We start from the raw sequence: 19,945 nt of genomic DNA, 5'->3' as shown, positions 1-19,945 counted from the left end.
ATCCTGTGGTTTATCAGTGATATAAATTTTTGACGTCATGAGAATGACTCGGTTGGGCTAGCCTCGAACTCACGGCGTTCGCTCGACGCCCTATGTGAAAAGCCCCCGCCAATCATCGATTGGCGAGGGCTTTTGGTGTACGGGTTTTAAGTGTTCCAGGGCAGACAGGCAGGGAAACGGTTGCGATGAGCGCTAACTCTCCTCAGACCATCCACAGATGGACGGTGAGCAGTCCCCCTCCCATCAGCATGATGAAAAGACTGAAGGCCAGAGCGAATGGTTTCAGGCCCAGCGCCTTGAGCTTTTCCAGCCGGGTCTCGTAACCCAGTGCCGCCATCGCCATGGTCAGCGCGATTTGCCCCGCCAGAACCAGCCCACTGTGCAGTGCGGCAGGTAGCGTTACGTAACTGTTGAAAACGACCATCGCCAAGAAACCGAAAGCGAACCAGGGAATGGTGATTTTCTGCTTTTCGCTGCCGGCTGCGCGGGGCTGACGGGCGAACCACCATTGGCCGACGATCAGCAGAAATGGCACCAGCAACATCACCCTGACCAGCTTCACAATGACCGCATTGGCCAAGGCATCAGGTCCGACGGCAACACCTGCCGCGACCACTTGCGCCACTTCATGGATGGTCGCCCCGATGTACACCCCGAACACATTTTCGCCAAGGCCGGCCAACGGGTAGAGCAACGGATAAACGACCATCGCCATGGTGCCAAACAGCACCACGGTTGCTACCGCCATGGCGGTGGCTGCGGGGCGTGCACGAATCGCCGCTTCAGTGGCGAGCACGGCAGCGGCGCCGCAGATCGCGCTACCTGCACAGGTCAGCAGGGTGACGTCGCGGTCCAGCTTGAGCAGCCGTGTGCCAATGAAATAGCCAGCAACCATGACAACGGTGATCACGCCGGCATCCAGGGCAATGATTGCCGGTCCCAGCTTGAAGATTTGTTGAAGCGTTACTGACAAGCCGAACAGCACGATCCCGCCACGCAGCATCCACCGCGTACACACCTGCAGGCCCCGTTGTGTGGACGCCAAGCCGCCGATCAACGGCAGGTTGCCGACGACGATACCCAGCAACAGTGCGAACACGAGCGGGCTGAAGCCGCTCTGTTGAAGCAGCGGAATACGGCTGAGCCCATATCCACCCAAGGTCAAAAGTGCGCTCAGTAAAAGGCCCCGAAACATGAAGTTGTCTCCTCTGTGACGACCTCAAAAATAGTCCTGTTTCGTTCAGATGAAAAAATGGTTATAACGATATAACCATTCGGAGAAACTGAAATGAACATCGGGGTTAGCTTCCGACAGCTGCAGGTCTACGTCACCGTGGCCAAACTTGGCACCATCGGCGCAGCCGCCCAGCGTCTGAACCTGTCACAGTCAGCTACCAGTCAGTCGCTGTCCGAGCTGGAGCGCCACTTGAACGTGCCGTTGTTCGAAAGAACCGGCCGCCGGCTGGTCCTCACCGAGGTTGGCTTGCGGCAATTGAGCCATGCCGAAGCGTTGCTGGACGGCTTGCAACGTTTCGTCGAGGGGGCCCAGGAGCCTGACGGAATTATCCAGGGCAACTTGTTGATTTCTGCCAGCTCGACCATTGGTACCTACCGGGTGCCGTTTCTGATCGACCGTTTTTCCGATCTTTACCCAGGTGTTTCGCTGCAGGCTCGCCTGCGAAATACCGAAGAGGTGCTTGCTGAGGTCTCGCGCCTGGAAGCGGATATCGGTCTGATCGAGGGACCGTGCACCGACGAGCGGCTGATGACGGAGTATTGGTGCGATGACGAGTTGGTGATTGTCTGTGGTGCAGCGCATCCATTGGCCCATGTCGGCAGGATCGATGATGCAGGCATCGCCACCCAGCCGTGGATAATCCGTGAAGCCGGATCCGGCACGCGATCGGTGCTGGAGTCTGCTATTGCCGGACATGCGCAGAAGTTGAACATACGCATGGAGCTCGGCCAGAGCGAAGCCATCAGGGAAGCAGTCAGGGCGGGGTATGGGTTGGCCTGCTTGTCAAAGCTCAGTGTCATCGAAGACCTGCACCGCGGTTCGCTGGTGGAATTGAAGAGCAGCCTGAATCTCAAGCGGGCGTTCCATATCGTCTGGCATCCACAACGTTACCAAAGCCCGGCGTGGCAAGCGCTCAAGGTGTTTTTGCGCGAGCGTGCAACTGAGTACATGAGGTCCGAAAGCGTTGTCGGCAATTAATTCTGTACGGATTCGTTTGTAAGTTTATACATCGATCTGCGTGCAGATATGGAAGTTCGAAGGGAACTCAACTATCGCGAGTAACGATATGGCGAAATTCTTTCAATGCAGGTCATGATTTTTTTTAATTTCACTGACCCGATCCTGTTTGGCAGCCTTGCCATGAAAGTTGAAGCTGACCCATCTATTACGAAAAGTAAAAGTGCACGTGGCGATATAACCTGAAGGCCAACGCTGCTACGGTGATGGCGGGTTTGTTATACCCTGGTGCGTGCTTTCCAAGGATATGTTGATGACCTTACGCGAACTCCGCTATCTCGTTGCATTGGCGGAGCACCGTCATTTCGGCCGTGCTGCCGATGCCTGCCATGTCACTCAATCCACGCTGTCCACCCAGTTACGCAAGCTGGAAAACTACCTCGGCCACGTGTTGGTAGACCGTCACGCCAAGCAATTCACCCTCACCCCCAGTGGCGAGCAGATCGTCGAGCGCGCGCGGAACATGCTTGCCGAAGCAGACACCATTCTCGCCCTGACCCGTGCGCGCCGCGACCCGCTTGAAGGGATTCTTACCCTGGGCATCATCCCGACCTTGGCGCCGTATTACCTGCCGCACCTTTTGCAGGCAGTAGAGGCCGCCCATCCCAAGTTGCAATTGGTGATACAGGAAAGCTTTACCGCTGATTTGTGCGAACGGCTGAACGAGCAGTCCATCGACTGCGCATTGCTGGCACTCCCGCGGCCGCTGTACCAGACGATGTTGCGCTCTGCGGAGTGTCTGCGATGCGAGGCGGCAGTGCAGGGCGGGCCGCGCCTGCTCGATCCTGAAGCCTATGACGAGCGAGTGCTGTTCGACGAGCCTTTCTGGGCGGCATTGCCGTTAGGGCATGAGCTCGGCGCCGGCAGCGATGTGGCGGTCGAGGCACTGAGCGATCTCAAGCTCTTGCTGCTTACCGATGGTCATTGTCTGCGCGGCCAGGCGTTGCAAGCATGCGGCGTGAGTGAGGTGCAGGCAAACGATTCGGCAGACTGCCGGGCGGCCAGCCTGGAAACTCTGCAGCATCTGGTCGCTGCTGGCCGCGGATGTACCTTGCTGCCAGCCTTGGCGGCGATCAATGCCGACCGCAGCCGATTGACCGTGAAGCCGTTGCGTGGTGATGAGCATCGGCGCATTGGTCTGGTATGGCGTCGTACTCATCCACGCGCGCAAGAGTTCGAGCTATTGGCTGCGACACTCAAGCGTACAGCCCCCACCGGTACTAAACCCTGGCAGCTTTGAAGTTTTCACGGTGTAATGTTTGAACTTGCCGTGCGCTAAGTGTGTTTCCAGAACTTTCATCAATCAGGTTATCAATCGGCCCCGTTTATAACCTCAATTGTTCGAAAAACGGTGCGCAATTAAAGTTTGTGAAGCATATGCAACCCGGTAACTCCCGGTTTCATTGCGTACTTTTTTCCTGACTCGACGCCCGTTTTCAAACCCGGTTGATGATTGGCCTGGTTTACACACTTACAAGGATTAAGCCCCCATGCGCATGAAACAGCTGCCCTTGGCGATTGCCCTGATAGTTGGCTTTTCACCCATTGTTCACGCCGATAATACCGGCGCCGCCTCGTTGGCTGGCAAGCACCACCAGATGACCAACAAGGATTGGTGGCCCAATCGCCTGGACCTTTCCTTGCTGCGACAACACAACCCGGCCTCCAGCCCTGCCGACGCTGATTTCAATTACGCCAAGGCGTTCAACAGCCTTGACTTGAGTGCGGTTAAAAAGGACATCCAAGCAACCCTGACCCAGTCTCAGGACTGGTGGCCAGCGGACTACGGCAACTATGGGCCGTTCTTCATCCGCATGGCCTGGCACAGTGCCGGCACCTACCGGACGCTGGACGGTCGCGGTGGTTCTGACGGTGGCCAACAGCGTTTCGATCCACTTAACAACTGGCCGGATAACGTCAGCCTCGATAAAGCACGGCGCTTGTTGTGGCCGGTGAAAGAGAAGTACGGAGCGAGTATTTCCTGGGGCGACCTGATGGTGTTGGCCGGCACCGTGGCGATGGAATCAATGGGGATGAAAACCTACGGTTTCGGCGGCGGTCGCGAGGATGACTGGGAACCGGATCTGGTCTATTGGGGCCCTGAGAGCACCTGGCTCGGTGATGAGCGCTACCACGGCAAGCGTGAGCTGAACAAACCCCTGGCGGCCGTGCAGATGGGCCTTATCTATGTGAACCCGGAAGGCCCCAATGGCAAGCCAGATCCGCTGGCCGCCGCCAAGGATATCCGCGATACGTTTGCGCGCATGGGCATGAATGATGAAGAAACCGTGGCACTGATTGCCGGCGGTCACACCTTCGGCAAGGCGCACGGTGCGCACAAACCAGAGGGGTGCCTGGGCGCGGATCCTGCCAGCGCACCGACCGAGCAACAAGGCCTGGGCTGGAAAAATACCTGCGGCAAAGGCAACGCTGAAGACACCATAACCAGCGGCCTGGAAGGCGCGTGGACCTCAAGCCCTGCGAATTTCACCAATCAGTATCTGGCCAACCTCTTTGGCTGGACATGGGTTCAGACCAAGAGTCCGGCAGGTGCAATCCAGTGGATTCCATCCGATCCGTCGGCTGCGGTCATGGTTCCCGACGCACACGTCAAAGACAAACGCCATGCGCCGATCATGTTCACCACTGACCTTGCGCTGCGATTCGACCCCGCGTACGAGAAAGTTTCCCGTCATTTCCTGGATAACCCCAAGGCATTCGAACTTGCCTTCGCCAAGGCCTGGTTCAAGCTGACTCACCGTGATCTTGGCCCGCGCACCCACTACCTGGGAGCCGACGTACCCAAGGAAGACCTGATCTGGCAAGACCCGATTCCAGCGCTGGACCACAAGCTGATCGATACCAAAGACATCGAAGCCCTCAAAACCAAGGTTCTCGCCTCGGGCCTTAGTACCGGCGAGTTGGTACGTACTGCCTGGGCCTCGGCCTCTTCGTTCCGTGGCTCTGACATGCGCGGCGGTGCCAACGGTGCACGGCTGCGTCTTGCCCCACAGAAGGACTGGAATGCCAATAATCCGGCCGAGTTGAGCAAAGTGCTCGCCAAGCTCGAAGCGATTCAAAAGGACTTCAACCGCAAACTCAAAGGCGGCAAGCAAGTCTCGCTGGCGGACGTGATTGTGATTGCGGGTTCTGCAGCGGTTGAGTCTGCCGCGAAGAAAGGTGGATTCAACGTGCAAATTCCGGTAACCCTGGGGCGGATGGACACTACCCAGGACAAGACCGATATCAACTCCTTCGCGGTGCTGGAGCCCAAGGCTGACGGTTTCCGTAACTACTACAGCGCTGACGCTCGTCTCTCGCCAACCGAAATGTTGGTCGACAAGGCCAGCTTGTTGACCCTCACTGCACCGGAGATGACCGTGCTTGTCGGTGGCATGCGGGCGCTCGGGGCGAATACCGATGGCAGCAAAAATGGTGTGCTTACTGCTCACCCAGGCACATTGTCCAACGACTTCTTCGTCAACTTGATGGACATGTCGACTGCCTGGTCGAAGTCTTCAACTGATGGCTTGTATGAAGGTCGCGACCGCAAGACTGGCGAGGTCAAATGGTCAGCCACGCCGGTCGATCTGGTCTTCGGTTCTAACTCGGAGTTGCGTGCGGTGTCCGAGTTCTACGCCGCAAACGATGCCAAGGAAAAGTTCGTCAAGGACTTCGCCAAAGCATGGACCAAGGTCATGAACCTCGATCGCTTCGACATCTGAACAGTGGCTGAGCCTGTGCCGTAGCGCCTGTGCTTAAGGCCCTATCTCTGGGAAATACCACGGAGCCCTCGCAAGTCGCTGATTTTCGAGGGCTCTTTTGCGTCTGTCAGAGCCTCTATGCCGTACATGAATATTATCAATCGATAAATTATTGTGCGTGAGAAGTTATCGTCTGATAATTAACTTCGGGTCGCGGCGTTTCCGACCTTTCGCAACGACCTTGATCTCTTTACTCACTGACAGGCAGGGGAAGCTATGGGTGTACTAGCGCTCGACCATTTCACAATTCGAACCCGTCGTTGGGGCGAAACCGCTGACTTCTTCGAACGGGTCATCGGTCTCACGCCGGGACCTCGGCCAGGTTTCAGTTTTCCTGGGTGCTGGATGTATGCCGGTGGCCGCCCGTTGTTGCACATCGCCAGTGTCGATGTTGACCAACAGGAGTTGCGTGCCTATTTGGGCGACAAGCCAGACAGCTACGGCTCCGGGGCGCTCGATCATGTGTCGCTGCGTTGCGAGGGGCTCAACCACGTTCAGACGCGCTTGCAGTCGCTGGGTATTGCCTTTCGTGAACGGGTGATTCCGGATATCGGCGAACATCAGCTGTTTCTCGAAGACCCAAACGGCATCACCATCGAGATGATCTTCGAGTACATACCTGGAAGCCGAATTGTCGGGCGCGCTATGCCGAGCCTGGCCGTAGACCAGACTCAGGCTGATGACTGATGTCGGGATTCAATAGAAGGCAGTTCATTCACGCTTTCGGGGGCGCGGCGCTGTTGGCGGCGGCGCAAGCCCGTGGCAATAAACTTGCGGGAAGCCAGCCCATGATTCGCCTTGGTGTAACAGATCTTTCCTTTCATCGTGCGACGGCTGCCGTTGTTTCCTTGGTATTGCAGCGCATGGGCTTTAGCGTGGAGCGTTCCTACGCGTTGCACGAGGCCAACTTTGAACGGCTGCGTGAAGGTTCGATCGACATGATCGCGTCCGCCTGGATTCCTTCCAGCCATGGCATGTACAAGGCCCGTGTTGAAGAGCAGGTTGCTACCCGTGAGATGGGGCTGCACTACCAGCCTTATGCGCTGTGGGGAGTACCGGACTATGTTCCGGCGTCCGAGGTGGACTCAGTCGAGGATCTGCTCAAACCCAGGGTGCAGGCGCGTATGCACAAGCTTATCCAGGGGATCGGGCCAGGTGCGGGTATAACGCGTTTTTCCCTGCGGATGATGGACGATTACGGCCTGGCTACGGCCGGCTATAGCTTTCGTACTGGCACCCAGGAAGAATGCGTCGGCGCATTCGAGGCGCTGGTGCAGGCGGGCGAGTGGGGCGTGGTCCCGCTCTGGCACCCGCAGTTTCTACATTTTCGCCATCGAATCCGCGATCTCAAGGACCCCAAGGGACTGCTGGGCAGCGTCGACCGCGCGGTACTGCTCGCTCGGGTTGATCGCCTCGGTGTATTCAGTACAGCGCAGATCCAGGTTCTGGACAACGTTCGCCTGAGTAACGCCATCGTTGCTGAGCTCGATTACGCAATCAACCGCGAGGGTAAAAGTGCCGACCAGGCCGCTGCCAATTGGTTGGACAACAATCCACAGGTGCTCGCTGCATGGCTCGCCCCGCTAGGTTGAGTCGTGCCAGCGATTCTCACGGCAAGGCATAGGTCAGAGGGTCACGGCGTCAGATCCTGATTGTAATGCAAGGCACCCTCCAGAAAGGCATTCACCCGGTGGGTGATCAATTCGCTCAGGTCTTCGGGAACGGGCATTTGATACACCCACTTGCGCACCCCCAGGTAGAAGAAACTGCTGTGGAAACCCCACAGCACTTCCATTTCAACTGCCAACTCGTGTTCAGTCGGCGGCTGAGTAAAATGCCGCTGATGGCGTAGTTCTTCATTGATCACCACGAAAGTGTCCTGATGCAGGCGCTGAAGATAACGCTGGTTCAAGCTGGGGTCTTGCAGCCCTGCGTAAAGAAAGATACGCACCCATTCATTGCTCAGAATTGTCTCGGTATAGCCAATGAAGTAGTCAATCAGGCGCTCTTTCAAAGGGCGGCTGCGATCTTTGAGTTGAAGCTCCAGGCCAGGGTCCCAGCGATTCATGAACACTTGCTTGTAAACCTGTTCAATCAACAACTGCTTGCTGGGGAAGTAGCGGTACAGCAGGGGTTGGGTAACCTGCAGACCCTTGGCAAGTTCTCGAGTGGTCAGGGCAAAGCCTTTTTCAGCGAAAAGGGCAATGGCCCTCTCAACCATTTGCTGCTGACGATCGGCAGCAGCAAGATTTTTCCGGCCAGCCGTAGCCGTCTTACCGGTAGCGCTGATTTTTGCCATTTTCGACCTTTGCAGTGACTCATATTGAACGCGTGACAGGATCATACCCGTTGACGTGTGCATGTGTTACGGGTCGCTACGCTTGCAGTCATGCCACCTGGCCTTGTATGCCAGCGTTTACAGGCGTGTGCCGATGTGGCCAGGCGTTGCATTTGTGACGCTTTTGGCGCTTCGCAATATTTGCTGGCAGCCAGCCCTGGAATTTATCCCAAGCTTGCCGACACTCAAGCAAGGGACTTTTTCTTCGGGAGTGCCAACATGCACAGGACGTTTCAGGTTGTCGGTATGGCCATGCTCGTTTGCCTCAATGCAGTGGGTTCAACGGCAATTGCAGAGGCTCAGGGTGTGATCAGGTTTGCCGGGAGTATTGTCGAACCGACGTGTTCCACCTCCACCCTGTCGAGTGGTTGGCGCGTAGAAGGGTGTTCAGAAATGTCCCGCGGTACTGCAATCAATGTACGCGAGTTGAAACCGCAGGCGTCGGCCAGTTCCTTGGACAACGCATCGGTGCAGGTCAAGTTGGTGGCCGACAGTAACCGGGGCCTTTATTACGATCAGCTTTACACGCTGGTTGATAACTCAGGCAAGGCGGTCACCCAAGGCTTATACCTGATTACCCTGACCTCACCATGAGCCAACGCCTTGCTCATTCTCCAGCCGGGTCCCGGTAAGTCTGGCGAAACTCGCCCGGCGGCATGCCGCGTCGGCTTTTGAAGGTGCGATGGAACGAGCGCGGTTCAGTAAAGCCCAGGTACTGGGCGATGTCTTGTATCGGCAAAGTGCTGTGCAGCAGGTAGTGCTCGGCGAGCTCCTGGCGCAGATCATCGAGGATTTGTTGGTAGGAGGTATTGGCCTGGTGCAGTTGGCGTTGCAGGGTGCGTACCGATACCGAAAATTGCTCCGCCACTTGCTCCTTGCGTGGCAGCCCCTCCTTGAGCAACTGACGCAAAATGCTCTTCACGCGTTGCTCCAGCGATGCATCTTCGAGCGTGGCCATCAATCCTTGGGCGTGTTCCTCCAGGGTGCGTAGCAACTGCGCGTCGGCTTGGCGCAAGGGCAGTTGCAGGTAGGGCAGGGGCACCACAAGCGCTGAATAAGGCTGGCCGAACAGCACCGGGCAGTCGAAGAACTGTTCGTATCGGACGAGCTCGATATCAGCCGGCTGGGCATGTTCGAACCAAACTTGAGTCGGGGAAAGCTGGGTATCGGCAATCCAGCGCGCATATTGCAACCACGAGCCGAGGACGTTCTCCACCAGGTGACGGCGAATGCGTGGGCGTTGGTGGCGGCAATTCCAGATCAGGTGGACCTGTTCGCCCTGCATTTCGGCACGACTGACACCCATGTCACCGACCAGTTTCTCGAAGGGCATGATGCGATTCATGGCATCGCCCAGGGTCGCGCAGTTCATGGTGATGTAGCCCAACACGCTCCAGGAGTTGGGCAGCACGAATCGGGCTGAATTGAGGCCGAACAAGGGGTCGCCTGAGTGCTCGCAGAAGTAGTCGAGCAAACGTTCGTGGGCTTCGCCCGGCAGTCGCAGAGTATTGTCACTCAGTTGTTGGGCCTGCAGTCCGGCGACCGCCAATGCAGGTTCGATGGCCATGCCCAGTTGCTCGGCGTGGCGCACGTACTTGAGCAGGGGCGGAACCGAAGTGTAGCCAAGGGATTGCATGATCGGGTTCCTTTGATCGAGGCAGACTGGCACAGATAAAGACCCTGAAAGGTAATTTGAAACCACCGTTAAAGTAAATGGCTGGAGCGCGCTACGGCCCTTGGCTCAATTGGCTACTCCAGCTGGCTTGATGCGACCGTGACAGGCCTGGGCGGCTGGCTACTATAGGCGCCAGAACTATTACCTTATAAGAACCGCAAAAGGACACACGCATGCGACGCTGGAACGGCTGGGGGGATGCAACCACGGTGGTCGAACTGCCGGCCCAGGGCGCGGGGTTTCTCGCTGCGCGGGTAGGGGCGGGACGTGCACTGCCAGACGCTACCCTGGACACTGCACTGGCCCGGGTTCCGGCGTCACGCCTGCCGGCCCACAGGTTGTACAGCGTGGACGTTCAGGATCGCCTGCTGCACGCTCGCGGCCAGAGCCTGCCGGATTGGCTGGCACTGCGCGAGGGGGCGTTGGGGCGATACCCGGATGCGGTGGCGTTCCCGCAAAGTGCCGAGCATATCCGCCAGTTGCTGGCGCTCGCCCATGACCAGGACTTGTGCCTGATTCCCTATGGGGGCGGCACTTCGGTCGCCGGGCACATCAATCCGCCGTCATCCACTCGGCCGGTACTGACCGTTTCCCTGGCGCACATGAGCCGCCTGCTCGATCTTGATGAACAGAGCTTGCTGGCCACCTTTGGCCCCGGCGCCACCGGGCCGCAAGTGGAAAGCCAACTGCGTGCCCGTGGCTACACCCTGGGGCACTTCCCTCAATCATGGGAGTTGTCGACCGTCGGCGGCTGGGTTGCCAGTCGTTCCAGTGGCCAGCAGTCGTTACGTTATGGCCGCATCGAGCAACTGTTCGCTGGCGGCACCCTGGAAACCTTCTCCGGGCCATTGGAGATCGCCACCTTTCCGGCCTCGGCTGCCGGCCCCGACCTGCGCGAAGTGGTGATGGGCAGTGAAGGGCGGTTCGGGATCATTTCCGAGGTCAAGGTAAGGATCAGTGCCCTGCCTGCCGACGAGCGCTTTTATGGCGTGTTCCTGCCGAACTGGGAGCAGGCCTTGCAGGCTATTCGGCAATTGGCCCAGGCACGCGTACCGCTGTCGATGCTGCGCTTGTCCAATGCCGTGGAAACCGAAACCCAACTGGCCCTGGCCGGGCATCCGCAACAAATCGCCTGGTTGGAAAAGTACCTGGCGTTTCGCGGGGCCGGTAGCGGCAAATGCCTGCTGACCTTCGGAGTGACTGGCAACCGGCGGCAGAATGCGCTGTCTCTCCGCCAGGCCAGGCAGCATCTAAAAGCCTTCGGCGGGGTATTCACCGGCACACTGCTGGGCAACAAGTGGGCGCAGAACCGCTTTCGTTTTCCGTACCTGCGCGAGAACCTGTGGAACGCTGGATACGTGGTGGATACCCTGGAAACCGCTACCGATTGGAGCAATGTCGACAACTTGCTCAACCGGATCGAGAGTAGCCTGCGCGATGGCCTGGCCGCTGAAGGCGAGCGGGTGCATGTGTTTACTCACCTGTCCCATGTATACGGTGAAGGGTCGAGTATCTACACCACCTATGTGTTCCGACCGGCAGAGGATTACCCGGCTACTCTGGCACGTTGGCAGGCGCTCAAGCACGCAGCCAGCCAGGTTATCGTCGAAAACAACGGCACCATCAGCCATCAGCATGGCGTGGGCAGGGACCATGCCCCTTACCTGCTGCGTGAAAAAGGCGAATTGGCGCTGGATACGTTGCAGGCATTGAGTCGCCACTTCGACCCGGCCGGACGCTTGAATCCCGGCACGCTGTTGCAGGAGTGACGGCATGAGCCAGGACTGGAATGGCGCTTGGCGCCAGCAGGTGTTGCCGACGCTGGCGCAGGAAACCTGGGACCTGATCGTCATTGGCGGCGGCATAAGCGGTGCCGGTATCCTGCGTGAAGCCGCTCGGCGTGGCTGGCGTTGTCTGTTGCTTGAGCAACGCGATTTTGCCTGGGGCACCTCCAGCCGCTCGTCGAAGATGGTGCATGGTGGCTTGCGCTACATTGCCAAGGGTCAGTGGCGCTTGACCCGCGACTCGGTCCACGAGCGCCAGCGCTTGCTCGATGAAGCACCGGGGCTGGTCGAACCCATGAGTTTCATGATGCCGCACTATCGCGGTGGCTTCCCTGGACCTTGGGTTCTGGGGGGGCTGTTGACGGTATACGACGCTCTGGCCAGGCGCCGCAACCACAGCTTTCACAACGCGCAACAACTGCGTTATCTGGCCCCGGGGCTCAAGGAGGACAAGCTGCTCGGCGGCACCTGTTTTATCGACGCCCTCACCGATGATGCGCGCCTGGTCATGCGCGTGCTGGCCGAAGCTCGGGCTGATGGCGCGCTGGCGCTCAATGGGCTGCGGGTTGCGCAACTGCTACGTGAAAACGACCGGGTTTGTGGCGTTCAGGTTGAAGACGAGGAAAGCGGCGATTTGCTGCAGTTGCGCTGTCGAGCCTTGGCAGTGGCAACGGGCGCCTGGGCCGAGCGCCTACGTCCCACTGATGCGCCGCCTCAGTTGCGTCCGCTGCGCGGCAGCCACCTGCTGTTACCCGGCTGGCGCTTGCCGGTGGCCCAGGCCTTCACCTTTTTGCATGCTCACGACCGGCGACCGGTGTTTGTGTTTCCCTGGGAAGGCGCCACGGTGGTTGGCACTACCGACCTGGATCACCACGAGGACCTGGACCACAGCGCGAGTATCAGCAGCGAAGAACTCGACTACTTGCTGGCCGCGTGCGCTCAACAGTTTCCCCAGGCCCAGGTGCAGGCTAACGATGTACTTTCGACCTGGTCTGGCGTGCGACCTGTGGTGGGGAGTGCCCACGGTACTGCGCAGGACAAACCGTCCAATGAAACCCGTGAGCATGTGCTGTGGTGCGAACCCGGTTGCGTGACCCTGGCCGGTGGCAAGTTGACCACGTTCCGACCGCAGGCCCTCGAGGTGCTCAAGGTTTGCGCACAGATGATCGGCCGTGAAATCAGCGATGACGGCGCCCCGGTTTTTGCCAAGGTAGCAGGGCAGCCGATTGCCGGACTCAATGGCAGCCAGTGGCGGCGCCTGGCCGGACGTCATGGCCGAGACCTGCCGCGCCTGGCGTTGCTGGTCGAACAGCTGGGCCACGCAACCGTCGGCGCCAGCGACACGTTATGGGCGGAGCTGGCGTTTGCCTGCGATGCCGAACTGGTCCTGCATCTTGATGACCTGTTGCTGCGCCGCACCCGTGTCGGCCTGCTCCTGGCGCAAGGGGCACAAGAATACCTGCCGGCCATTCGCCGCCTGTGTCAGCCCCGGTTGGGCTGGGGCGACCAGCGTTGGCAGGCAGAAGAACAACGCTACAGGGTTTTGTGGCAACGCCACCATGGTTTGCCGGATGCCACGCATTAATGCCCATCGAAGAGAGTTCCATGGATAACAACAAGAACAAGCGCTACCTGCTGGCAATTGACAATGGCACCCAGAGCGTACGGGCGCTGCTGTTTGACCTGCAGGGCAATCTGTTGGGCAAAGGCAAGGTCGAACTGCACGCCTACACATCGGCGCAACCTGGCTGGGCGGAGCAGGAACCTGATTATTACTGGGCCAAATTGGGCGAAGCCTGCCAGCAGTTGTGGCAGCAGACCGGCATCGATCGCACACAGATCGCCGGCGTGTCACTGACTACTCAGCGCGGCACGGTGATAAACGTCGATGCCCAAGGCAAGGCGCTGCGTCCGGCAATTCTCTGGCTCGATCAGCGCCAGGCCGAGGTTGAAGGCGGGATCAAGGGACCGTGGGGCTGGCTGTTCAAACTGGTTGGCGCGCAGGCTACCGTGGATTACTTCCGGGCCCAGGCCGAGGCCAACTGGATCGCCCAGCATCAACCCGAGGTTTGGGCCGCGACCGACAAATTCCTGTTGCTGTCGGGTTTTCTCACCCACCGCCTGTGCGGGCGCTTCGTCGACTCGGTAGGCTGCTGCGTCGGCTACTTGCCGTTCGACTTCAAGCGCCTGCGCTGGGCTGCGCCCTCTGATTGGAAGTGGCAGGCGTTGACGGTACGGCCGGAGCAATTGCCGAGTTTGTTCAAACCGGGCGAAACCCTGGGTCATATCAGCGCCGAGGCGAGTCGGCACACGGGTATCCCCGAGGGCACGGCACTGATTGCTGCAGGTGCCGACAAAGCCTGTGAAGTACTCGGTGCCGGTGTGGTCGATTCGTCCACGGTGTGTCTGTCCTATGGCACTACGGCAACCATCACCACCACCCGGTCGCGCTACCTGGAAATCATCCCGTTGATTCCGCCGTATCCGGCAGCGGTGCCGGATCAATTCAACTGTGAAGTGATGATCTACCGTGGCTACTGGATGGTCAGCTGGTTCAAGAACGAATTCGGCTTGCGAGAGATGCAACAGGCCAAGGAGCAGGGGCTGGAACCAGAGCAACTGTTCGATGCCCTGGTCAATGCAGTGCCGCCCGGTTCCATGGGGCTGATGTTACAACCCTATTGGTCGCCTGGGATTCGAGAGCCGGGCATGGAGGCCAAGGGCGCGATGATCGGCTTTGGTGACGTACACACCCGTGCGCATATTTATCGGGCGATCCTTGAAGGCTTGGCGTATGCGCTGCGACAGGGCAAGGAGAACCTTGAAAGACGCTCGAAACAATCAATCCAGCGCCTGCGTGTTGCCGGTGGGGGGTCGCAGAGCGATGCAGCGATGCAACTCACGGCAGACATCTTCGGCCTGCCGGCAGAGCGTCCGCATGTCTATGAAGCCTCGGGGTTGGGGGCCGCCATATGCTGTGCGGTGGGGCTTGGTCTTTATCCCGACTTTCCTACGGCAATCGGGTCCATGACCCGGGTCGGCACGGTGTTCATGCCCCAGCCTGAGGCGCAACAGATTTACCAGCGGTTATACAAGGAGGTTTACCTGCGTATGTACCGTCAGCTCAAACCGTTGTACCAGAGCATTCGGCAGATCACCGGCTACCCGGCCTAGTGAGCATCCTTGGGGGTGGGACTGACGTGTACAGAGAAAACCAAGCCCGTGCCTGAATGCCCACCCCGCGCTTACCGATTTGACACATTGCGGTGGCGCTATCGGAGAACTTTATTGGCGAGATCGGACAGTGTCAGGCGCAAGGGCGATTGTTAGGCTCAGCCCCCAAGCACATCCAATAAGAATTAAAATCAATGAAGCTCAAACTTCTCTTAGCGCTGCTTTGCGCGTTCGCTCCAGCGGCCTGGGGATGGTCCAATCATACGGTTGGCAGTTACCTCGCATTGCAGGACCTGGCGGCCTTGCGTGAAGCCTCTCAGGTTGAAGTCGAACCGCTGGAGCAGTTTCTCTCTGAAGAATACGACGCGATTGCCAAACTGCTCGATGAGCAGGAACGCTTCGCCCGCAAGCACTTTCCCCAGTACCCCTCTCGCCCCGACAACCTGCGATTGCCCGCAGCGCCAAGGGACAATCTGCGCCACGACTTTTTCACCGCTCTGCGCATCAATCCGCAGATCCATCTGGCCATGGTCATCCAGCCACTGCCAGGGCAGGACCAGCCCCAGCGTGCCCACCTCAAGGCCGAACAGGTGATGGTCGAGCAGACGCTGTCGCCATGGAACCAGCAGCGGTTCATGGTTGTGCAAGACGGTGAAAAAGTTTCGCCATTGGCGGTGCTTGCCACCGCTGCCGACGAGCCGGACTACGGTCACGACATCAACCTGTTCAGCGACAACAAGGGTGATGTCGCCGCCCTTTACGGCTTTGGCCCGCAGCCATTTGGCGATGAGCGCTTCCAGTACAGCTCGCAGGCTCCCTTTCACATGGGCTTCTTTCACGAGAATCCAGTGGTGTATGCCGCAGCCGGCTTTCTTGAGCGCAGTTGGCCCGATTGGCGCGCCTATCAATATCTGGGCCTGGCTCGGCTGGCTTTCGCTACCGGTCATCATTATTGGGGCTATCGCTTTCTTGGATGGGGTGTCCATCACGTCCAGGACCTGACTCAGCCTTATCACGCCAAGCCACTGCCCGGGGTGGGGCTGGCCAGTATGTTGCTGATGGAAGGCAAAGCCTTGGTTGGTTTTGATGGCGACAAGCATGCCTCTATCGAGCGCGTCGCTACACGCCACATGGAGGTGGAGAAGTATCAGGCCGCCTGGCTCTCCCAACTGCTGCGCAGCGCCCATCAAGTGCATCCGATGCTTCAGGCCTATGCCGATACCGCGCAAGACGCTGGATACCCTCCGTACTCGGTGGACTATTTGCGCCAGGTGGTCAGCGCGCAGTCCGCCGCCGCCGGGGCAGCGTTTGACCAGGTCATCGGCCAGTGGCTGGCCACGACGCCCGTTACCAGCAGCTTCAGTGCCGGCAACCACGTGACGCGCGAAGACTACGACCATCCGCAGCTCAATCAGCAACTGTTCCAGTTGCTCGGGAATTTTGGCGCACACAGTCGAATTTACGTTCGCGCCGGGCTGACGCCGCCAGCAGTAGCCAACACAGGGCAATAGCCGCTGTGCAGACACAAAAACAACAAGATCAACAAAGGGAGAAGCACACCATGGGGATGCGATTACGCCAGTCTGGCGCTGTGATGTCCGGGGTAGGGTTGGCAGGGCTGTTGCAACTGTTCGCGCTAGAGGGCGCACAGGCTGTCGAGTTCAAGGTGCTGGATAACCAGGTCATCGGCTCGCTCGACACAACCTTGTCATATGGCCGCTTGTGGCGGGTGCAGGGGCGGGACAAGACCAACGATGACGTCAACACCAACGACGGCAATCGCAACTTCGATACCGGGCTGGTTTCCGAGGTCTACAAGATTACTTCGGAGCTTGAGGCCAACTATCAGAACTATGGTGTGTTCCTGCGCGGCAGCGCGTTCTATGACACCCAACTGATGGACAAACGCAACGACTACTACGGCAACAACAAACCGTCGCAACCAAGCCAGAACTACCCCAACGACGACCGCTTCACCGACGAAACTCGCGACATCGCCGGTAGCCACATTGAAATGCTCGACGCCTATGTCTATGGCAGTTGGGACGTGGCACAGATGCCAGTGACCGCCCGCCTGGGGCGCCAGGTGTTCAACTGGGGCGAGGGCATTTTCTACCGCGGCGGAATCAACACCACCAACCCGGTGGACGCGGCCAGGTTCCGCCTGCCGGGGGCTGAGGTCAAGGAAGTGCTGATTCCGGTGGAGGCGCTGAGTTTCAACATCGGCCTTACCGACAACCTGACCATGGAAAGTTTCTACCAGACCAACTGGAAAGAAACCCGCATCGACCCGGTCGGCACTTTCTACTCGCAGACCGACCTGTTCGCCGATGGCGGCAACACAGCCTACAACGACTTCACTGGCACAGCGCTGGATACACCTGTGCCAGGCTTTGGCAACGTGATCGGCATGTACGAGGCGCTGGGCAACAACCCGATGTTCAACCAGTTGCTGGGCAGCACCGGCCTGTACGCCAACGGCGTGACCCCGGCGTTTGGCAACACCTTGAAAGTGGCCAGCATCGGCAAGGACTTCAACGCCCGCAACGACGGTCAGTTCGGTTTCGCCTTCCGCTACATTGCCGAGGAACTCAACAGCACTGAGTTTGGCCTGTACATGGTCAACTACCACGCCAAGGAACCCACCATTTCCGCTGACCTTGGTGGCTACCAGGGTATCGACATGGCCGCGTTGACCAACCTGCTGTCCGGACTGGCTGGCAGCCAGGCTGCGGCGCTGGCCCATGGCCTGGCCACCGCGGATGTGATGGGTAACATCCAGGCGCATCGTCGCTACGCCGAAGACATCCGCATGTATGGCTTCAGCTTCAACACCACCATTGGCCAGGCATCGGTGTTTGGTGAGTTGGCTTATCGGCCCAACCTGCCCATCGGTGTCGCGGCCACCAACGACTTGATCGGCGACCTGGCCAATGGCGCCGCGGCTGCTGCAGCGGGCCAGACCATCAACATTGGCGGGCAGATGGTCCAGCTCGACAGTCAGATCAACAACGCTGAGCGGGTCGAAGCCTTCAATACCTCGCTGGGCACTATCTACAACTTCGGCCCGGGTATGTCGTTCGACTCGGTTTTCGGCATCTTCGAGTTGTCCTCCGAGCACTTGCGCGGCAGTAGCCTGCACTACACCGCCTATGACGGCAGCAGCCGGTACTACGCCGGCTCCGGCAACTATTCGTATGTGTCCGGCGGTGATCGTGGCGATCAGGTCAACCGTAACTCCTACAGCTACACGGCGATGGTCAATGGCACCTGGAACGACGTGTACGCCGGGGTCAACCTCTCGCCTTACGTCGTCTACAAAGATGACTTCAAAGGCAACAGCTATCAGGCCGGCAACAACATTGAAGGTCGCAAGGCCTACACCCTGGGCATCAAGGCCACCTACCAGAACAAGCTGGAAGCCGAGTTGCAATACACCGAGTTCTACGGTGGTGGCCAGAACAACGGCATTCGTGACCGTGACAACGTTGGCTTCAACCTCAAGTACTTCCTGTGAGTGCCCAGACCCCAAGGCCTTCGGCCCGGTTTTTAATTCGGAGAACGTCCATGCTTCACACACCACGACTGCTCAAGACCACCCTGGCGTTGGTCCTGAGCCTGGCGGCCGGCGGGGCGCTGGCGGCAGTTTCGGCGCAGCAGGCCGAGCAACTTAAAACGACCCTGACGCCGCTTGGCGCAGAACGCGCAGGCAACGCTGCCGGCACCATTCCGGCCTGGGATGGCGGTATCACTCAGGCTCCCCAAGGTTATGTGCCAGGCAAGCATCACCTGGACCCGTTTGCCGCCGACAAGCCACTGTTCACTATTACCAAGGCCAACCTGGAACAGTACAAGGATCAGTTGAGCGAGGGTCAGATTGCGCTGTTCAACAGCTACCCCGACACCTTCCAGATGCCGGTGTACACCAGCCGCCGTTCCGGCTCGGCGCCGCAATGGCTGTACGACAACACCTTCAAGAACGCCACCTCGGCGAAGTTGTTGGAGGGCGGCAATGGTTTTAGCGATGCTTATGGCGGCGTACCGTTCCCCATCCCCAAGGATGGTGTCGAGGCGCTGTGGAACCATATCACTCGCTACCGCGGCATCTACGTGGTACGGCGCGCATCCGAAGCGCCGGTGCAGCGTAATGGCAGCTTCGCGCTGGTCACTTCGCAACAGGAAGGGATGTTCAAGTACTACCGTCCGGGTGGGCAGTTCGCCGACCTCAACAACATCCTGTTCTATTACCTGACCTTCGTGAAAAGCCCGGCCCGGCTGGCAGGTGGCGCGACCCTGGTTCACGAGACCCTGGACCAGATCAAGGACCCGCGTCAGGCCTGGATCTACGACGCCGGGCAACGACGCGTGCGACGCGCACCGAGCCTAGCGTACGACACGCCGATTGCATCCTCCGACGGCCTGCGTACAGCGGACGACACGGACTTGTTCAACGGCTCGCCTGACCGTTACAACTGGAAGTTGGTGGGTAAGAAAGAGATCTATATCCCTTACAACAACTACAAAGTCTCAAGCCCGGATGTGAAGTACGCCGACCTGCTCAAGCAGGGGCATCTCAATCCGCAATACACCCGTTATGAGCTGCACCGGGTGTGGGTGGTGGAAGGCACGCTGAAATCGACCGCGCGGCACATTTATTCCAAGCGCGTGCTGTTTCTCGACGAGGACAGCTGGGGCGCGGCGCTGGTGGATCAGTATGACGGTCGCGGGCAGCTGTGGCGGGTGTCGATGGGCTACCTGAAGAACTTCTACGACCTGCCAACCACTTGGAGTTCGCTGGACGTGTTCCACGATTTGCAAGCTCGTCGCTACTACGTGCAAAACCTCGATAACGAGGAAGCTGAGACTGTGGACTTCAATCAGCCGGTGCCTGAAGACGCCTACTTCATGCCGTCGGCATTGCGTCAGCGTGGAACGCGTTAACGCTTTGATCTGAAC

At 58.8% G+C, this 19,945-nt stretch carries 15 protein-coding genes; 12 read left to right on the top strand and 3 right to left on the bottom strand.

The window, feature by feature from the left end; translation table 11 throughout:
* Nucleotides 1-202 precede the first annotated feature (202 nt).
* On the bottom strand, nt 203-1,195 hold the full coding sequence (locus tag D3Z90_RS20360; RefSeq protein WP_136477727.1) for a YeiH family protein: 993 nt from the start codon (nt 1,193-1,195) through the stop codon (nt 203-205).
* Between the two features lie 93 nt (nt 1,196-1,288).
* On the opposite strand from D3Z90_RS20360, the gene D3Z90_RS20355 reads away from it, so the two are divergent.
* The 5 genes from D3Z90_RS20355 (at nt 1,289) to D3Z90_RS20335 (ending at nt 7,610) form a co-directional block, all read left to right on the top strand.
* The gene (locus D3Z90_RS20355) at nt 1,289-2,215 is read left to right on the top strand and encodes a LysR substrate-binding domain-containing protein (RefSeq protein WP_136477726.1); all 927 of its coding nucleotides are present in this window, start codon (nt 1,289-1,291) and stop codon (nt 2,213-2,215) included.
* A gap of 292 nt (nt 2,216-2,507) precedes the next feature.
* Nucleotides 2,508-3,494: a LysR substrate-binding domain-containing protein gene (locus D3Z90_RS20350; RefSeq protein WP_136477725.1), complete on the top strand. Its 987-nt coding sequence runs from the start codon at nt 2,508-2,510 to the stop codon at nt 3,492-3,494.
* A 250-nt stretch (nt 3,495-3,744) separates the two neighbouring features.
* Nucleotides 3,745-5,979 (top strand): catalase/peroxidase HPI, encoded by a 2,235-nt coding sequence (gene katG, locus D3Z90_RS20345; protein ID WP_136477724.1) that lies wholly within the window; start codon nt 3,745-3,747, stop codon nt 5,977-5,979.
* Between the two features lie 255 nt (nt 5,980-6,234).
* The gene (locus tag D3Z90_RS20340; RefSeq protein ID WP_136477723.1) at nt 6,235-6,705 is read left to right on the top strand and encodes a VOC family protein; all 471 of its coding nucleotides are present in this window, start codon (nt 6,235-6,237) and stop codon (nt 6,703-6,705) included.
* A 101-nt stretch (nt 6,706-6,806) separates the two neighbouring features.
* Nucleotides 6,807-7,610, top strand: coding sequence for a glycine betaine ABC transporter substrate-binding protein (locus D3Z90_RS20335; protein ID WP_136477722.1), 804 nt, complete (start codon nt 6,807-6,809; stop codon nt 7,608-7,610).
* Between the two features lie 41 nt (nt 7,611-7,651).
* On the opposite strand, the gene D3Z90_RS20330 is transcribed toward D3Z90_RS20335, so the two are convergent.
* Complete coding sequence (locus tag D3Z90_RS20330; RefSeq protein ID WP_218571410.1) at nt 7,652-8,317, bottom strand: TetR/AcrR family transcriptional regulator; 666 nt, start codon at nt 8,315-8,317, stop codon at nt 7,652-7,654.
* Nucleotides 8,318-8,602: 285 nt separating this feature from the next.
* On the opposite strand from D3Z90_RS20330, the gene D3Z90_RS20325 reads away from it, so the two are divergent.
* A complete protein-coding gene (locus D3Z90_RS20325; protein ID WP_136479008.1) occupies nt 8,603-8,950 on the top strand; it encodes a type 1 fimbrial protein in 348 nt (115 codons plus the stop codon).
* A gap of 13 nt (nt 8,951-8,963) precedes the next feature.
* Here D3Z90_RS20325 and D3Z90_RS20320 read toward each other — a convergent pair whose 3' ends face one another.
* Nucleotides 8,964-9,992 carry an AraC family transcriptional regulator gene (locus tag D3Z90_RS20320; RefSeq protein WP_136477721.1) on the bottom strand — a complete coding sequence of 343 codons (1,029 nt, stop codon included), beginning with the start codon at nt 9,990-9,992 and terminating at the stop codon, nt 8,964-8,966.
* Nucleotides 9,993-10,204: 212 nt separating this feature from the next.
* Here D3Z90_RS20320 and D3Z90_RS20315 point away from each other — a divergent pair, with 212 nt between their 5' ends.
* The 6 genes from D3Z90_RS20315 to D3Z90_RS20290 all read left to right on the top strand — a co-directional run bounded on the left by D3Z90_RS20315 (nt 10,205) and on the right by D3Z90_RS20290 (nt 19,930).
* Nucleotides 10,205-11,800 (top strand): FAD-binding oxidoreductase, encoded by a 1,596-nt coding sequence (locus D3Z90_RS20315; protein ID WP_136477720.1) that lies wholly within the window; start codon nt 10,205-10,207, stop codon nt 11,798-11,800.
* A 4-nt stretch (nt 11,801-11,804) separates the two neighbouring features.
* Nucleotides 11,805-13,400 carry a glycerol-3-phosphate dehydrogenase/oxidase gene (locus D3Z90_RS20310; RefSeq protein ID WP_136477719.1) on the top strand — a complete coding sequence of 532 codons (1,596 nt, stop codon included), beginning with the start codon at nt 11,805-11,807 and terminating at the stop codon, nt 13,398-13,400.
* A 20-nt stretch (nt 13,401-13,420) separates the two neighbouring features.
* Nucleotides 13,421-14,989: an FGGY-family carbohydrate kinase gene (locus D3Z90_RS20305; protein WP_136477718.1), complete on the top strand. Its 1,569-nt coding sequence runs from the start codon at nt 13,421-13,423 to the stop codon at nt 14,987-14,989.
* Nucleotides 14,990-15,183: 194 nt separating this feature from the next.
* Nucleotides 15,184-16,500, top strand: coding sequence for a phospholipase (locus D3Z90_RS20300; protein WP_136477717.1), 1,317 nt, complete (start codon nt 15,184-15,186; stop codon nt 16,498-16,500).
* A gap of 50 nt (nt 16,501-16,550) precedes the next feature.
* Nucleotides 16,551-18,506, top strand: coding sequence for a DUF1302 domain-containing protein (locus D3Z90_RS20295; protein ID WP_136477716.1), 1,956 nt, complete (start codon nt 16,551-16,553; stop codon nt 18,504-18,506).
* Between the two features lie 50 nt (nt 18,507-18,556).
* Nucleotides 18,557-19,930, top strand: coding sequence for a DUF1329 domain-containing protein (locus tag D3Z90_RS20290; protein WP_136477715.1), 1,374 nt, complete (start codon nt 18,557-18,559; stop codon nt 19,928-19,930).
* Nucleotides 19,931-19,945 lie beyond the last annotated feature (15 nt).

Source organism: Pseudomonas sp. DG56-2, from assembly GCF_004803755.1.
In the GTDB taxonomy this organism is placed as follows: Bacteria; Pseudomonadota; Gammaproteobacteria; order Pseudomonadales; family Pseudomonadaceae; genus Aquipseudomonas; species Aquipseudomonas auratipiscis.
The sequence above is the reverse complement of the archived record's forward strand: the minus strand, read 5'-3'. Positions and strand labels throughout refer to the sequence as shown.

Excerpts from the sequence above, each read along its gene's own strand:
- D3Z90_RS20360 (WP_136477727.1), bottom strand. The coding sequence starts at position 1,195 with ATGTTTCGGGGCCTTTTACTGAGCGCACTTTTGACCTTGGGTGGATAT.
- D3Z90_RS20355 (WP_136477726.1), top strand. The coding sequence starts at position 1,289 with ATGAACATCGGGGTTAGCTTCCGACAGCTGCAGGTCTACGTCACCGTG.
- D3Z90_RS20350 (WP_136477725.1), top strand. The coding sequence starts at position 2,508 with ATGACCTTACGCGAACTCCGCTATCTCGTTGCATTGGCGGAGCACCGT.
- katG (WP_136477724.1), top strand. The coding sequence starts at position 3,745 with ATGCGCATGAAACAGCTGCCCTTGGCGATTGCCCTGATAGTTGGCTTT.
- D3Z90_RS20340 (WP_136477723.1), top strand. The coding sequence starts at position 6,235 with ATGGGTGTACTAGCGCTCGACCATTTCACAATTCGAACCCGTCGTTGG.
- D3Z90_RS20335 (WP_136477722.1), top strand. The coding sequence starts at position 6,807 with ATGATTCGCCTTGGTGTAACAGATCTTTCCTTTCATCGTGCGACGGCT.
- D3Z90_RS20330 (WP_218571410.1), bottom strand. The coding sequence starts at position 8,317 with ATGGCAAAAATCAGCGCTACCGGTAAGACGGCTACGGCTGGCCGGAAA.
- D3Z90_RS20325 (WP_136479008.1), top strand. The coding sequence starts at position 8,603 with ATGGCCATGCTCGTTTGCCTCAATGCAGTGGGTTCAACGGCAATTGCA.
- D3Z90_RS20320 (WP_136477721.1), bottom strand. The coding sequence starts at position 9,992 with ATGCAATCCCTTGGCTACACTTCGGTTCCGCCCCTGCTCAAGTACGTG.
- D3Z90_RS20315 (WP_136477720.1), top strand. The coding sequence starts at position 10,205 with ATGCGACGCTGGAACGGCTGGGGGGATGCAACCACGGTGGTCGAACTG.
- D3Z90_RS20310 (WP_136477719.1), top strand. The coding sequence starts at position 11,805 with ATGAGCCAGGACTGGAATGGCGCTTGGCGCCAGCAGGTGTTGCCGACG.
- D3Z90_RS20305 (WP_136477718.1), top strand. The coding sequence starts at position 13,421 with ATGGATAACAACAAGAACAAGCGCTACCTGCTGGCAATTGACAATGGC.
- D3Z90_RS20300 (WP_136477717.1), top strand. The coding sequence starts at position 15,184 with ATGAAGCTCAAACTTCTCTTAGCGCTGCTTTGCGCGTTCGCTCCAGCG.
- D3Z90_RS20295 (WP_136477716.1), top strand. The coding sequence starts at position 16,551 with ATGGGGATGCGATTACGCCAGTCTGGCGCTGTGATGTCCGGGGTAGGG.
- D3Z90_RS20290 (WP_136477715.1), top strand. The coding sequence starts at position 18,557 with ATGCTTCACACACCACGACTGCTCAAGACCACCCTGGCGTTGGTCCTG.